Origin of the sequence: Paenibacillus chondroitinus NBRC 15376 (assembly GCF_004000765.1) — a bacterium.
GTDB lineage: Bacteria > Bacillota > Bacilli > Paenibacillales > NBRC-103111 > Paenibacillus_E > Paenibacillus_E chondroitinus.
Genome location: NZ_BILW01000023.1, coordinates 73,469 through 88,066 on the forward strand (window position 1 = coordinate 73,469; position 14,598 = coordinate 88,066).

Here is a 14,598-nt window from a genome sequence, read left to right on the forward strand (position 1 = left end):
CTACACTTTCTCCTTGACGGCTTTGCCAAACAGGCCTTCCGGCTTAAAAATTAATACGATGATAAGAATCATAAAAGCAAACACATCTTTATACTCTGAACCGAAGCTGCCCCCCGTCAGTAAACCCAGATTCGACGAGGCAAACATCTCGAGAACGCCGATGACCAATCCGCCAAACATGGCTCCCCGAATGTTTCCTATACCTCCAAGAACAGCTGCCGTGAACGCTTTCAACCCTAATATGTAGCCGATAAATGGATCGATTGTACCGTATTGCTGCGCAAATAGAACCCCTGTTGCCCCACCTAAAGCGGATCCGATAAAAAAAGTCAGGATAATGATTTTATTCACGTTAATCGACATTAACGAAGCCGTTTCCCGGTCTTGCGCGACCGCTCGCATGGCGACTCCCCATTTGGTACGGTTAATAAAAAAGTCAAGGCCGATCATTAAAAGAACTGCTACTCCAATGATAATGACCGTATTGGTTTTCAAAGATGCGTCACCGAACCAAGAACTAAGAGATGATATGCCGATGGTCATGCTTTTATCGAATAACGTAATACTGCTAATGATGTAGTTTCCTGTGCGCAATTCGGAAATAAAACGAACGATATCTTGAATTACGAAGGATACACCAATCGCGGAGATCAGCGAGATGAGCTTGGGTGCTTTTCGCAGAGGCTTGTAAGCAATTCGTTCAATACCAACCCCGAGCAATCCCGTAACCAGCATGGCGATAGCGAGAATCAGAACGTAGGCGACCCATCCCGGCATTCCGCCAAGCCATCCTGTCGATTGGAAAAGGAATAAGACCCCTGTTCCAACGAATGCCCCAGTCATAAAAATTTCACCATGCGCAAAATTGATCAGTTCCAGAATGCCGTAAACCATGGTATATCCTAAGGCAACGACCGCATAAATAGCTCCTAAAGCAAGCCCGTCGATCAATACTTGGGGGAGTGCGTGCAGGATGTTAAGGATCATTGAGCTTCTCCTTTCGCTGATAAATAAAACGTAAAGAGGTATATCTCCCTAAGCACATACCTCTTTACTTAAATTTACTTGCCTACTTCAGAAATCATCGTGCCTGGATATTTCGGGCCATCGAATTTGTAAATAAATACTTTGGCGTATGTATTGTCACCTTTGCCGTCGAAAGAGACCTTCGTTGCCACGCCTTGGAAGTCTTTGGTGGCGCGCACCGCATCGCGAACTTTATCGCGGGCAGGCACTTTTCCTCCGTCTGCACTGCTCGCGGCTTTAATTGCGTTAAGAATGATCGTCATACAGTCATAAGCGTATGCGGAGTATCCGTCTGGGGCTTTGCCGAACTTGGCTTTGTATTGATCCGCCCATTTCATGCCCTCCGGCGATTTCGTAATATCCGTTGAGATGGAGGCGTACAAGGCATCTTTGACTTTATCGCCGGCTACATCAACCAGGCCTTGCGTGTCCCAACCGTCAGCCCCCATGAAAGGCGCCGCTATTCCTTTGTCCCGAGCTTGCTTGATCAGCAAACCGCCCTCAGCATATAAACCACCGAAGAATACGAAATCCGGTTTCTTGCTCAGCGCAATGTTCAGCACTCCGTTGAAATCCTTCTCCCCTACGGTAATTCCCTCGTAGCCTACTATGTTGGCTCCTTGCTTCGTCGCCGCGTCTTTGAACGCTTCCGCCAAACCTTGGCCGTAGGCTGTTTTATCTTGAATGACGAAAATATTTTTGGCTTTCACTGTTTTAAAAGCATAATCAGCCGCAGCAGGACCTTGGAAATCATCCCTTGCAACGATTCGGTTCACAACCTTCAGATTCCGGTCCGTTACCTCCGTCGCTGTATTCGACGGTGACACCATAACGATATTGTTCTTCTCGTAAACAACGGAGGAGGGGATTGCCACGCCCGAGTTCATATGCCCGACAATTCCGAGGATGGCTGGATCCGCACTAATGATCTCGGCATTGGCAACGCCTTTTTTGGGATCTGCCTGATCGTCATAAGGGACCAATTGAAGATCAAAGCCTAATTTGGCGAACTCCTCTTTGTGGTCATCCAAGGACATTTGGGCGCCTAGCTTGATCGCTTCTCCTTGAACGGCGCTGCCTCCTGATAAAGGCGACTGAGTAGCAATTTTGATGACGCTCTTCGTGACTGTGCTGCTGGGTGTAGTTGTTCCTGTAGCAGTACTAGAAGTTGTTTCATTTCCGCATCCTGCCAACACGCTAATGGCAAGAGCCGATACTGAGATCAGTAGAGCCGTCTTTTTCAAAATCATGAAACATCCTCCTCAGATAATTTGGTACGCAAAAATGCCGATATAGCAGCATTCAGAACTTCGATTTAAGCTACGAAATTCGTACAAAAACTACTCCATCGGCACTTTCAATACGTGAACCTTCCTAATTTATCATATTAAAATTCATAGTTTATGTCAATTAAAGTAACATATAAATAAGTAATTTTATAGTTTAGGTTAATTTGTGTTATATTACATAACATTAAAGGTAATTAAATTACTATTTTTTGTTATTTTTAGCATCATGAGTCCAGTTAGAGCGCTATAAACTTTATCAATAGCAGTTCCTCCGCATGAGACCACTCTACCAATGCAGTTATCCAACTCACCCCATTCACCCATAGCAAATCAACCGCAAACCACTCTTCCATCATCACACCTCCACCTTCAAAAGTGACTTAACCGACAAACCTCCGCATGAGACCAACGGTGACACAAACACCTCCCCACCAAAGTAGCCAAAGTTCCGTAACGGACTCAGTAGCCGTTATTCCGCCATACTCGACTGATCCGGCCAGCTAACGGACTGAGATAACGTTATGTATGGATTTTGCCGCTGTTTTCGGCATTTTCAGCACCGATAACGGCTCCTGAGTCCATTAGATGCTGAACATGCTCCAAAAACAGCAAATAGAGTCCTCTGGGTCCGTTAGCCGCCACAACCACCCCCTACAACACAAAAAAAGCGCATAAGATCAGCATCTTACGCGCTTTTTTATGTCACTTCCAATACCGCCTAGACACACAATGCTCCTTGGCGAGCTTACACGTTTTCAAATCCACCATCTCAATAGAACTGATAGTTTCAGGAGAGTGAATCATCTGTCCGTCCCCTGCATAGATCCCTACATGGTGAATAGCACCCTCACCTTCATCATGGGCAAAAAAGAGCAAATCCCCCGCTTCCAGCTGTTCCTTCTCAACGGGAGTTCCCTGCCTCGCTTGGTCCGAGGCGTCCCGAGGAATCAAAATCCCATAATATCTATGCATGGTATGCGCAAAACCGGAACAGTCAAAACCATAGGAAGACATGCCTCCCCATAAATAAGGCAGATCCAGGAACCTCTTCGCCTGTTCCACAATCCCTTGCCCAATGTCAGCTACTCCTGCATACGACGAAGCTGCAGGGCCATCAATCAAGCGGATATCATCCGCTTTCAGATACCCCGCCCCTTCCGGTGTCTGCACTTTCACCAGCTTCTCCATTTCCTCCAGTACAGGAAGAGAGGTCAGATAGCTCAACTCAATCAACTGTTGGGACGGACTTTTATACAACCATGCTTTATCGGAAATCACTTCCGCTCTTTTCGAGCCGAGAGGGACATCCGATTCATCAACCAACTGGCAGCTTGGCACCCATCCAGGATAACCCAAGTCATCCTTGCGCGTTCCCTGTTGAGGGATAAGCACCTTGCTCCAGCCCTCCACTTCTTCCATAACAAGAACAGATGCCCCATAAAGAATCTGCGTCTGAACACGGTTCGCCAGACACAAATCCAACCTATCGCCAAGTGTCATATTCCCCAGCCATTCTCTCATATCGGCTGGACACCTTAATGCCGCTTCATCAACAGGACGCGGCGAATCCGGCTTTGACCATACGGTTGCAACAGATACAGCGACCATCTTCCGTACCGGCACTCTCATATTCACCTCCATACTCACGACCCCACTGGACTTTGGCTGTGCACCACATCCAAGATGCCAAGCCCGGATGCTTTCGGAAAGGTCATGACCCTTCCATCATACTTCACACCGCCAACTACAATATCCTGAAGCATCATTAAAGGCGCATCGAAATCACAACGGGTGATGTTCTTCTTGCTGGCCGCAAGATGAGCGGCGGCCGTCACAGCCACACGGGATTCGATCATACTGCCCACCATGCACTCGACCCCGAATTCTTCTGCAATATGATTAATAATTTGCGCTTTGTATATTCCTCCGGATTTCATCAGCTTAATATTAATTAAATCCGCCGCACGGCTTTTCAGTACCTCGAAGGCTTGAATCGGTGAAAATACACTTTCGTCTGCCATAATAGGGGTTTCTACGTGATCCGTCACCATCTTCAGCCCTTCGATGTCTCCCGCTTTCACCGGCTGTTCAACCAGCTCAATGTCCAGACCCAAATCCTCCATACGCCGTATCGTACGAATGGCATCCTTGACCTGCCATCCCTGATTCGCATCGATGCGGATCTTCACGCTGCTGCCAATGCACCTGCGAATTTCTTTGATCCTTTCAATATCCTCGAGAATGTCATCCTTACCAACTTTAATCTTCAATACATTGAAGCCTTCTTGCACATAACGAACCGCATCTTCTCCCATTTCCTTAGGGGAATTGACACTAACCGTAAAATCCGTTTCAATCTGATCCTTATAACCGCCAAGGAACTGATACAACGGCAAACCGCAATGCTGCGCAACCAAATCATAGATCGCCATATCCACAGCCGCCTTAGCGCTGCTGCTCCCGATCATCGATTGATGAATCTCCTGCAGAATACGTTCATAGGCCAGCAAGCTTTTGCCCACTAACAACGGTGTGAATGTATGTACAATTGCCGAATGGATACTATCCAGGCTGTCACCTGTAATAACGATGGTCGCGGGGGCTTCCCCCCAACCAACTCTGCCGTCATCGCTCTGAATTCGGACAATGATAGATTCCGTACTGTACACGGTACGCAATGCCGTTTTAAATGGTTTCTTAAGCGGTGTCGACTGCCGCATCACTTCAACACTTTGAATCATGCTCATGAATTTGCCTCCTTATGCCTCTACACCGGGTTCCGTACATGCCAGCAACTTCTCGTAAGTACTCATCCTCGCCCCAATACCAAAGGGAATTGCAATATTCGGAGAGCAGTGGCCAATCTTGAATCCGGATAATGTCGGCTTCCCGGCAGGTACGATATGATGATGAAAAACTTCCTCTAACGTGAACGACACTTTCCGTTTATCCGGCTCGCAGTTATGAAAATCGCCAATCAATATGCCGGCAGCATCCGTAAATTTCCCTGCGTGCTTGAGCTGATTTAACATACGATCCACTCTGTAAGGCTCTTCGTCAATATCTTCAATGAATAGAAGTTTACCCTTTGTATCCAACTCATAAGGCGTCCCTAGCGTACTCACGATTAAAGAAAGGTTTCCTCCAACGATATGTCCAACAGCCTCTCCCTCAACTAACGTTTGGAGCGGGGAAATCTCTTCGGTATACCGAAGAACGGAAGGACGAAGTAACGTTTCATAATTCTGAACCGTGAGCGGATGCAGCTCATCTTTGCCCAGATCAATCAACATGGGGCCGTGAAAAGTAACCAAACCCGCAAATCGACGAATGGCAGCATGTAAAAAAGTAATATCACTATATCCCCAAAAAATCTTCGGATTAGCGCGGATCAGGTCATAGTCCAGCAAATCCGCAATTCTTCCTGTACCGTAGCCGCCACGCGCACAAATGATAGCTTTAATACCAGGGTCGGCAAACATAGCATTTAATTCCCCTGCCCGCTCCTCATCCGTCCCCGCCAGATAACCATGTTTCTTATTCAAAGTATCTCCAAGCCGTACTCGCAGCCCCATTTTCTCCAAAACGGTTGAGGCGGTTTTCACCTGCTCTGTATCCACCCAGCACGCCGGCGCCATAATGCCTACTGTATCGCCAGGACTTAGCCGCTTTGGCTTTATGAGTTCAGCCATGATTACCCATCTCCTTTCCTGCATGAAAAAGGGAGAAGTACCCCTTGCACGGTGCACCCCTCCGTCTTCCAACTTTATTTCAAATCCGCCCACTTAAAGTCCAGGAAACCGAAAGCATGTCTAACGACACCTTCCAATTTATCGCTTTGCAAGTAAGTCGAGTTGTAGAAGTAGAGCGGTAGAACCGGAGCTTCATCCATCAGAATCTTCTCCGCATCATGCATCATTTTGAATCTTTTCGCCTCGTCTGTTTCTACATAGGCATCTTTGATCAATTTATCATAGGTAGGATTCACCCACCCTGTACGGCTGAAAGGATTCGTTGATTGGAAACCGTCCAGGAAGTTGATCGGATCTGCAAAGTCAGGCAGGAAGGATGAGCGGGACAACTGCAGCTGCAGATTCTTTTGCTCCGTAGTCAGTACTTTACCTTCCTTGTTTGCCAGTTTCACATCAATACCGAGGTTATCCTTGAGCATCGCTTGCAGCGTTTGGGCAATCCGTTGACTAACATCATTTGTGTTATACGTCAAAGTTACTTCAGGCAGCTTCGAGTATCCGGCCTCCTGCATTCCTTTTTCCAGCAGCTTTTTCGCTTCTCCCGCATCAAATTTGATCAGGCTGCCGCCTACTTTACGGAAATCTCCCCCAGCAGGATCGTTAAGCCCCGGAGATACATAACCGTCTGCCGGCTTCTGCTTTTGCTTCAGCACCAAATCTACAAGCTTCTGTCTGTCTACAGCCGCAACGAAAGCTTTTCGAATGTTGACGTTGTCGAATGGAGCCATTTTTACATTAAAACGATAGAACGCTGTACCTGCGGCATCTTCCACTTTCACTTTGTTATCCGCGAACAATTTGTCGCTCATGTCAGCCGGAATGGATCCCGTCGTATGAAGCTCGCCAGTCGTGAAGAGTTGGTAAGCCGTGTTCGTATCATTGATCATTTTAAAAGTAACGCCGGACAATTTTACATTTGCGGCATCCCAGTACTGATCGTTCTTTACCATTGTAAGCTCGCTATCGTGCTTCCATTCCGTAATTTTGAACGGTCCGTTGCTTACGATCGTAGCCGCTTCACCCGCCCATTTGGCGTTTCCTTCCACTGTCGCCTTATGCACCGGGAAAAAGGCAGGACTGGATACCATGCCCACCAACCAAGAAGCAGGCTGTGTCAAAGTAATCTCCAGCGTTTTGTCATCCAACGCTTTGATTTTCACATTGTCCGCCGATCCCTTGCCGGAATTATAAGCTTCTGCGCCTTCAATCGGATAGGCAAGGAATGCCGCATCGGAAGCTGTTTTGGGATCTAGCAGACGCTTCCACGCATACTCAAAGTCGGCAGCTTTCACCGGATCTCCGTTGGACCATTTTATGCCGTCGCGCAGCGTAAAGGTATATTTCTTCCCATCCGGCGTGATTTTCCACTCTTTGGCCATCGCCGGCTCAGGCGTCTGGTTTTTGCCAAGGCGCGTCAACCCCTCGAAGGCGTTATTGACAACGTCGTAAGACACTTGGTCAAATCCTTTCGGAGGATCGAGAGATGTCGGCTCTTTTAAATTGTTGTAGAGGAGGACCTTGGACTTCGTTTCTTTGGCCGCTTCCGTCTGGCTGGCTCCAGACGCTTGCGTTCCGGAACCTGGATCTTTGCTGCACCCGGCAAGCATCGTACCTATTACCAATACGGAGCTGATTAGCAATGCTGATACTTTTTTCATGAGCACTTCTCCCCTTCATTCATCGTCTTATTTATCCTAGAGCCGTCATGTTATTTCTTTGAATCGACGGCTGGAATACAACTTGAGAGCGCGGATCCTGCAACCAACAGGCTACGGAATGGCCGCTTGATACGGCAGTCTGTTCCGGCTGATAGACACCGCACACTTCCATGGCATAACTGCAGCGCGCTGCAAATGCGCAGCCTTGCGGTGGAGCAAACAAATCCGGCGGCGTTCCTGCAATCGGCGTAAGCGGAAGCGACTTGTCCGTGTCCAGTCGCGGCATAGAGGCCAGCAGCCCTTTCGTATAGGGATGCTGCGGGTTATAGAACAGCTCATCCACGGTGCCCGATTCAACCACCTTGCCGGCATACATCACATTGACCCGATCGGCCATATTCGCAACAACACCAAGATCATGTGTGATAATGATGATGGACACGCCGGTTTTCTTCTGAAGCATTTTGAAAAGCTCAATGATTTGCGCTTGAATGGTGACATCGAGCGCGGTAGTCGGCTCGTCCGCTATTAGCACCGAAGGCTTGCAAACCGCAGCGATGGCAATCATAATCCGTTGTCTCATCCCGCCGCTAAACTCATGTAAATACTGCTTCAAGCGCATCTCAGGATTAGAAATGCCAACCAACCCCAGCATCTCCGTAGCTTGTTTACGAGCTTCTGCCCGTGATATTTTTTGATGACGAATAATCCCTTCCATAATCTGCTCACCGATGGAGATGGTGGGATTCAGCGCCGTCATGGCATCCTGGAAAATCATGGATATTTCTGAGCCTCTTAGCTCTCTCAGCTGCTTTTCGCTAAGCTCGGTCAGTTCCCTTCCCTTATACCGAACGCTGCCTTGGCTGATCTTCGAGCTTTGCTCGGGAAGAAGACGTGTCACGCTGCGTGCCGTTACACTTTTGCCGCAGCCGGATTCGCCTACGATAGCCAACGTTTCTCCTTTTCCTAACGAAAAACTGACGCCGCGAACCGCCTTCACTTCTCCACCATGCGTGGTGAACGAGACGTGCAGATTATCCACTTCCAATATAACGTCGGGCGAGTTCGTTGTTTTCACCACGGCTACCTCCTCCTTTTCGGATTAAAAGCATCCTGCAAGCCATCACCGACCAAGTTAAAAGCAAGCATCGTAATCGATATGAAAAACGCCGGATAAAATAACCGCCACCATTGCCCCGACAAAATGGTCGACAGACCATCATTGGCCATAACGCCCCAGCTAGCCAAGGGAGGCTGAATACCCAGGCCGAGAAAGCTTAGGAACGCTTCCGCGAAAATGGCGGAGGGCACTGAAAACGTCACTTGTACGATAATGACGCCGATAGCATTAGGCAGCAAATGCTTGCGGATGATGTATCCTGCGCCTCCACCTAACGTTCTTGCCGCCAGCACATACTCCGAAGATTTCAGGCTGAGCACCTGCCCTCGCACAATTCGCGCCATTCCGATCCAGCCCGTTGCGCTTAAGGCTACAATGATCGTCAACAGCCCAGGTCCCATAACAACCATCAACAAGATAACTACGAGCAGATACGGAATTCCGTACAAAAGATCAACGAACCGCATCATGATGTTATCGATTCGTCCGCCCAAGTATCCGGCGATACCACCATAGATGATGCCGATGACCAGATCGATGAAAGCCGCCATTAGGCCGATAAATAGGGAGATACGCGCCCCGTAAAGGATTCGGGCGTAGACATCGCGCCCCAGTTCATCCGTACCGAACCAGTGAGCCGCCGACGGCTTCTGGTTGGCATCCAGCAGCACCTGCTTCGAATAGCTTTGGTCTGTAAGATGAGGTCCGACTATCGCGAGCAGCGCCATCACAATAATGATCATTAGCCCCGCCATGGCCAATTTGTTGGCACGCAATCTAATCCAAGCTTCCTGCCAAAACGACAGCCGTACTCGAACGATCGCTTCCGCCGTCCCTTTGTTATTGACCATTGGAACAAATAAGGAATCCGGCACGCTCATCGCTTACCCCTCCTTCCTGTGCAGCTTGATGCGGGGGTCAACCAGCCCGTAGGCCACGTCCACCAGAAACATCATCACAACGAGCAGCGCACTATAAAATACGGTCGTCCCCATAATGAGCGAGTAATCGCGATTATTAATGCCATCAACGAAGTATTTCCCCATTCCCGGGATCGCGAAAATCTTTTCAATCACAAAACTCCCTGTAAGAACATTGGCCACCAGAGCCCCAAGCAAAGTGATGACCGGAAGGACCGCATTTCGGAGCGCATGCTTGATAACAATTGTCGCGGGCGACAACCCCTTCGCCCTCGCCGTTTCGATGTAGTCGGCAGTCAGCACCTCCAACATGCTCGCTCTCGTCAATCTGGCAATGATCGCAAGCGGTCCGGTAGAAAGGGCAAGCGCCGGAAGAATAACATGCTTCCATGTTCCCCAAGTAGCTACCGGAAGGAGTTTCCATTCGACCGCCACATATTTAATCAACAAAGTAGCTACGATAAAGTTCGGCACTGCTATGCCGATAACCGCAAAGATCATGGCGAGATAGTCGACCATACGGTTTTGCCGGAGTGCAGCGACCGTTCCTAGCGCAATACCGGTAACGATTGAAATGAGGATCGATACGATTCCCAGCTTAAACGAAACCGGAAATCCCCGGGAGATCATGGAATTAACGGTATCGGGAAAATGCCCGATGGAAGGTCCAAGATCCAAGGAAAGCAGTGATTTTAAATAAAGCAGGTACTGTGTCGTGACAGGTTGGTCCAAATGGTAAAATTCCATTAAATTCTGAACCGCCGTCGGATTCGAACTCTTGCCCTCTTTCTCGAAGGGCGACCCCGGAACAGCGTGCATCAATGCAAAAGTAACCGTAATAATTAGCCACAGTGTGACAATCATGGAGATAAATCGACGAAGAATATATTGTGTCACGCCATCACCTACTTTCGCTTTTTAACAAAATGCCGTTCTCATCGCCAACTCCGTCATCACCAACATCGCCCGGTACGCCTCAAGAATGTCTTTCGCCTGAAAGGTGACAGTCGGACTGTTATCATCTATGGTCGTACCCGGCATCAGATGAGCCCACTCCGCTTGGCCATAGTTGGCAAATTCAATCTTCAGCACCGGCTGATCCGGCGGCACAAGCGGCTTCACTCGGCCCGCGTTAGCCAACGCTTCCTTTGTTTTTTCCTGAAGCAGCAGTCCGCTTTTCTCGGGGGTCAAACACATGGCCGAAGTTCGCGATATCCGTTTTTTCACAATGGCTGTCGTAACACCTGGAATCAGCTCCTCCGCCTCAATGGCGGTTTCATCGTCCCCAGCGACCAGTAGAACAGGTACACCATAATGGCCGGCAACATAAGCATTAAACCCAAGTTCGCCAATGACTCTATCATTGATATACATATTCCGAACGCCGAAAATCATCGTATGGCTGAGGACGCCTTTGGTCGCCGCTCTCGTGTGATAACCTAGAAAAGCTGCGCCAGAGAAGGAAGCGTCCAATCCTTGCACCATGGAAAAAGGCTTCACATCACCTGATATCAACTGCGTTTCGGGATGCAGCTTCTCGATAAGCAGATTATTCATTTTGGAGTGGCTATCATTCACAATGACTTCCTTGCAGCCTTCATCAAAAGCGGATCTGATGACATGGTTTGCTTCATCCGTCATGATGTGCTGCCCGCGCGTGTAATTGTACTGTCTGGAATCAACAAACGTGTTATCAACAAGTCCGGTTATCCCTTCCATATCGATGGAAATATAAAGTTTCATAGGTCGCCTCCAGGTTTGTGAGTAACAAAAACCCAGCAAACAGCCCCAGGAACCTGTGTCCCAAGAAACCATTTGCTGGGTTTTATTTACGTGTATGTTGCCATACGGATAAATAAAGCAGCTTTACACTGTACCGGAAGATTGAAATCCCAGCTCTTCCCGGCCGCTAAGTGCTAATTTGTATTTTTTTTGTGCGTCTTTATACGCTACGATAAGGGCCTTCTGAGATGATCCGTGATATCTCTGGCGGATTTCCTCCGCCACCACATCAAGGAGAAGCATATTGTGTCCAATGAAAATCGAGCGGACAAAATCCGATGTGAGCGGTATGGTGGATGAACATCCTGCATCAACAATTTTATGGCTTGCCGTATCGACAACAAGACCAATAAAAAAGGCGTTAAACTGTTGGGTAATCGGATTGTTCACAGAAGCTTGCGCGTCGCCGATGATGTAAATTGTATCTTTGTCGTAGACCAAACGACCACTCTCCTTATTAGCATTCCGTTCGATTTCTGAGCGGGATGTGAGAGAGATAGAGTCTCCTACGACCGCCAGAAGCTAGAACACTAATGATGTAATATATACTAACATCGAAATAACATGTTGTAAATATGTAAATATCGAATCTCTTTCTCTCCCTCACAATCCGAGGAAAGCAGTCTTCAATACTTGCGCAAGCTCTTCTTCCGCCTCAAAATATACGCCTCTCCCTTTACTCTGAATAACCCCGTTAATGAGCAGAATGAAGCCCCACTTTTCCTGTTTATGAAAATACATGTCACTTAGCAGCCCATACGCGTCACCGGAATGCCCAATCAGTTGGTGTCCCGGGAGCAAATCGTCCGTGATCTGGAACTGGAGTCCGCAATTGCGGAAAAACCCCTCTTGTCGGTGCCCCGACCAATGCGGCGCGTGCATCAGATCCACAGTTTCCGGCTTCAGGATTTGAACATCGTTCAATTTACCGCCATTAGAATGCGCTTCCATAAATCGAGTCAAATTATCTACGTTTGTGCGAAGTCCGCCTTGTGGACTAAATAACGCTCCGTTAGTGCCTGGCACATAGCCGCTGTAATCGATGGCTTCCGGTTTCTCCCCGCGAAAATCATCCGCACTTGCGATAAATCGCTCATCGGCCGCTGAATATTCATAAAGCACAGCGACAGAGTCCATGTCGTTCAAATCCGCGATATTGAAGCTAGTATCATCCATCTGAAGCGGTTCGAACAGATGCTTCTTGCAGTATTCGTCAAATCGTTCATTCGAAAGCCGCTCCACCACCGTCGCTAGAATGACAGCCCCCAGATTTGAATATTCGAAGTAATCCGGATCTCCCGGCCGTCCATCTCCCCAGAGGCTGTCGGTGTAATAAGTCCCGCCTGGAAGAAGAAGATCCGTAAGACGAATCTTCGGTGAATTCTCATTGCGCGAATCAACGACAAAACGAACATATTCATCTTGCAGTCCCGAAGTATGCGTCATGATCATCCTGAGCGTTATCGGCGTTTCCGGATACTTGAAACTGCGCACCGGAAATCCGAGTATTTCGCTCACATCCTGATCGATTCCGCATAAGCCTTGCTCGACAAGCTGCATTATCGCAGTCGCAACCACCGTCTTCGAGATTGAAGCGATGCGAAATATTGTTCGAGATGTAACAGGGATGCGTCTATCGACATTCGCCCATCCATATCCCGTACTCCAAATCTGTTTCCCTTCACGCATCACGGAGGCAGCCAATCCAACGATTCGATGCTTGTCCATCACCCGCTGAATCTGTTCATCCAAAGAATTCAAGGAGATCCTCCTTCGACCTGATTTGTCAAAGATTTGATTCTTATAAATCCATTATAATAAAGTCTTTTCGTACTGTGTAGCATTTTTTTGGCGCACTTCCATTCTAGCGGCAATCACGAACATAGAAGTGAACCCCGCTACACCTATAAGCGCCATCATCGCACTGATCGTATACATGGCATGCGCGCCTAGTTCCTGGAAGATCAAGCCCCCGGCGATCCCGGCAACCATACCGGACAAGCCTCCCCAACTCAAAGCATAAACCGCTTGCCCTGACGCTCTGAATGCCGGCGGAATCAAATATGCCGTCAACTGAGTCCCCACATAGTAATAACCGGCGAACGTAATGGAATTTAACGCTTGGATGAAAAGGATGTGATACGGCGATGTCGCCGCTGCCATCAGAAACCAGCGCAGCGCGTACAATAAGCTAACAGCCGCCAGACAGAAAAACATACTTCTACGGTCTTTTCGCAAAAAACGGTCGAACAGCAAGTAAACCGGGATTTCAAATATAGAGGCAAAAAATGCGGACCATCCGATCAAGGAGCTATTCCCGCCCAGTTCAGACATGTAAATAGAGACAAATGTGTTGTTCATCGCATTCGGAATCGAAATAAGAATTCCCATCAGAATGAAGACTAGAAACCATTTATCACTCATAATTTGCAGATAATTACCTTTCTTGCCGCTTTGGATTGAGCTGCCTGACTCCCGCTTCCCACTATTTTGAGCCTGAGGCAGCATCCAAGCGAACACAATGGCTAACCCCATCATGACGCCGCATACTTTCCACAAATCCCGAATGCCCAGCCACTCCATCACAGGACCTGTCGCTAAGGCCATCAACGCCCAACCGAGCGCCCCCCATAAACGAAAAGAACCAAATTTATGATTCGTATGCTCGATCGCCTCCAAAATAAGGCTATTGGATTGAGCAAATAAAGGGCTCTGAAAGCAGAAAAAAACAAGTAAAAAAGTGACAAGGAACGGGAAAGAATTTGTAAAAAAGACCGTTTGCAGACTAAGAAAGCTGCCAATCAGGAGAATGATCAGAATGCGCCTTACATTAGACAAACGGTCGCTCCAATAGCCCCAGAACGGATTGGCGAATAACGAAAGAATAGGCCCGCCGGCCAGCAGCAAGCCTATCGCTACGCTAGAAATGCCTAATTCTTTCAAGTACAACGGGAAAAATGCACTATAAATCGCGAAGGCGCCATATAAAATAAAGCTGAATGCTTTGATGACGCCGAACGGGTGATCTTTCAGTCTTCCGATTACTGACAT

General features: G+C 48.1%; 14 protein-coding genes. All 14 read right to left on the reverse strand.

Translation table 11 applies throughout. The features are described from left to right. Entirely contained in the window at window positions 1-987 is a 987-nt protein-coding gene (locus PCH02S_RS22875; protein WP_127456399.1) for a branched-chain amino acid ABC transporter permease, read from the reverse strand. 74 nt (window positions 988-1,061) lie between these two features. Beyond that, window positions 1,062-2,276, reverse strand: coding sequence for a branched-chain amino acid ABC transporter substrate-binding protein (locus tag PCH02S_RS22880; protein WP_127456401.1), 1,215 nt, complete (start codon window positions 2,274-2,276; stop codon window positions 1,062-1,064). Window positions 2,277-2,834: 558 nt separating this feature from the next. Then, window positions 2,835-2,957 carry a hypothetical protein gene (locus tag PCH02S_RS36750; protein WP_268597584.1) on the reverse strand — a complete coding sequence of 41 codons (123 nt, stop codon included), beginning with the start codon at window positions 2,955-2,957 and terminating at the stop codon, window positions 2,835-2,837. Between the two features lie 60 nt (window positions 2,958-3,017). Beyond that, window positions 3,018-3,938, reverse strand: a complete 921-nt coding sequence (locus tag PCH02S_RS22885) for a C40 family peptidase (RefSeq protein ID WP_407670119.1) — start codon at window positions 3,936-3,938, stop codon at window positions 3,018-3,020. A 20-nt stretch (window positions 3,939-3,958) separates the two neighbouring features. Continuing rightward, entirely contained in the window at window positions 3,959-5,062 is a 1,104-nt protein-coding gene (locus PCH02S_RS22890; RefSeq protein ID WP_218033175.1) for a dipeptide epimerase, read from the reverse strand. Window positions 5,063-5,074: 12 nt separating this feature from the next. Then, on the reverse strand, window positions 5,075-6,007 hold the full coding sequence (locus PCH02S_RS22895) for a S66 peptidase family protein (RefSeq protein ID WP_127456405.1): 933 nt from the start codon (window positions 6,005-6,007) through the stop codon (window positions 5,075-5,077). 74 nt (window positions 6,008-6,081) lie between these two features. Further along, a complete protein-coding gene (locus PCH02S_RS22900) occupies window positions 6,082-7,725 on the reverse strand; it encodes a peptide ABC transporter substrate-binding protein (protein WP_127456407.1) in 1,644 nt (547 codons plus the stop codon). A 31-nt stretch (window positions 7,726-7,756) separates the two neighbouring features. Beyond that, entirely contained in the window at window positions 7,757-8,803 is a 1,047-nt protein-coding gene (locus tag PCH02S_RS22905; RefSeq protein ID WP_127456409.1) for an ABC transporter ATP-binding protein, read from the reverse strand. Window positions 8,804-8,808: 5 nt separating this feature from the next. Beyond that, a complete protein-coding gene (locus tag PCH02S_RS22910) occupies window positions 8,809-9,726 on the reverse strand; it encodes an ABC transporter permease (protein WP_127456411.1) in 918 nt (305 codons plus the stop codon). Between the two features lie 3 nt (window positions 9,727-9,729). After that, window positions 9,730-10,662: an ABC transporter permease gene (locus PCH02S_RS22915; protein ID WP_127456412.1), complete on the reverse strand. Its 933-nt coding sequence runs from the start codon at window positions 10,660-10,662 to the stop codon at window positions 9,730-9,732. Between the two features lie 21 nt (window positions 10,663-10,683). Next, window positions 10,684-11,508 (reverse strand): M55 family metallopeptidase, encoded by an 825-nt coding sequence (locus PCH02S_RS22920; RefSeq protein ID WP_127456413.1) that lies wholly within the window; start codon window positions 11,506-11,508, stop codon window positions 10,684-10,686. A 123-nt stretch (window positions 11,509-11,631) separates the two neighbouring features. Further along, window positions 11,632-11,988 (reverse strand): DUF3870 domain-containing protein, encoded by a 357-nt coding sequence (locus tag PCH02S_RS22925; protein WP_127456414.1) that lies wholly within the window; start codon window positions 11,986-11,988, stop codon window positions 11,632-11,634. Between the two features lie 162 nt (window positions 11,989-12,150). Then, complete coding sequence (locus PCH02S_RS22930) at window positions 12,151-13,308, reverse strand: serine hydrolase domain-containing protein (protein WP_127456415.1); 1,158 nt, start codon at window positions 13,306-13,308, stop codon at window positions 12,151-12,153. Between the two features lie 51 nt (window positions 13,309-13,359). Then, a complete protein-coding gene (locus tag PCH02S_RS22935; RefSeq protein WP_246069216.1) occupies window positions 13,360-14,598 on the reverse strand; it encodes an MFS transporter in 1,239 nt (412 codons plus the stop codon).

Excerpts from the sequence above, each read along its gene's own strand:
- PCH02S_RS22920 (WP_127456413.1), bottom strand. The coding sequence starts at position 11,508 with ATGAAACTTTATATTTCCATCGATATGGAAGGGATAACCGGACTTGTT.
- PCH02S_RS22875 (WP_127456399.1), bottom strand. The coding sequence starts at position 987 with ATGATCCTTAACATCCTGCACGCACTCCCCCAAGTATTGATCGACGGG.
- PCH02S_RS22935 (WP_246069216.1), bottom strand. The coding sequence starts at position 14,598 with ATGTCAGTAATCGGAAGACTGAAAGATCACCCGTTCGGCGTCATCAAA.
- PCH02S_RS22880 (WP_127456401.1), bottom strand. The coding sequence starts at position 2,276 with ATGATTTTGAAAAAGACGGCTCTACTGATCTCAGTATCGGCTCTTGCC.
- PCH02S_RS22900 (WP_127456407.1), bottom strand. The coding sequence starts at position 7,725 with ATGAAAAAAGTATCAGCATTGCTAATCAGCTCCGTATTGGTAATAGGT.
- PCH02S_RS22895 (WP_127456405.1), bottom strand. The coding sequence starts at position 6,007 with ATGGCTGAACTCATAAAGCCAAAGCGGCTAAGTCCTGGCGATACAGTA.
- PCH02S_RS22910 (WP_127456411.1), bottom strand. The coding sequence starts at position 9,726 with ATGAGCGTGCCGGATTCCTTATTTGTTCCAATGGTCAATAACAAAGGG.
- PCH02S_RS22890 (WP_218033175.1), bottom strand. The coding sequence starts at position 5,062 with ATGAGCATGATTCAAAGTGTTGAAGTGATGCGGCAGTCGACACCGCTT.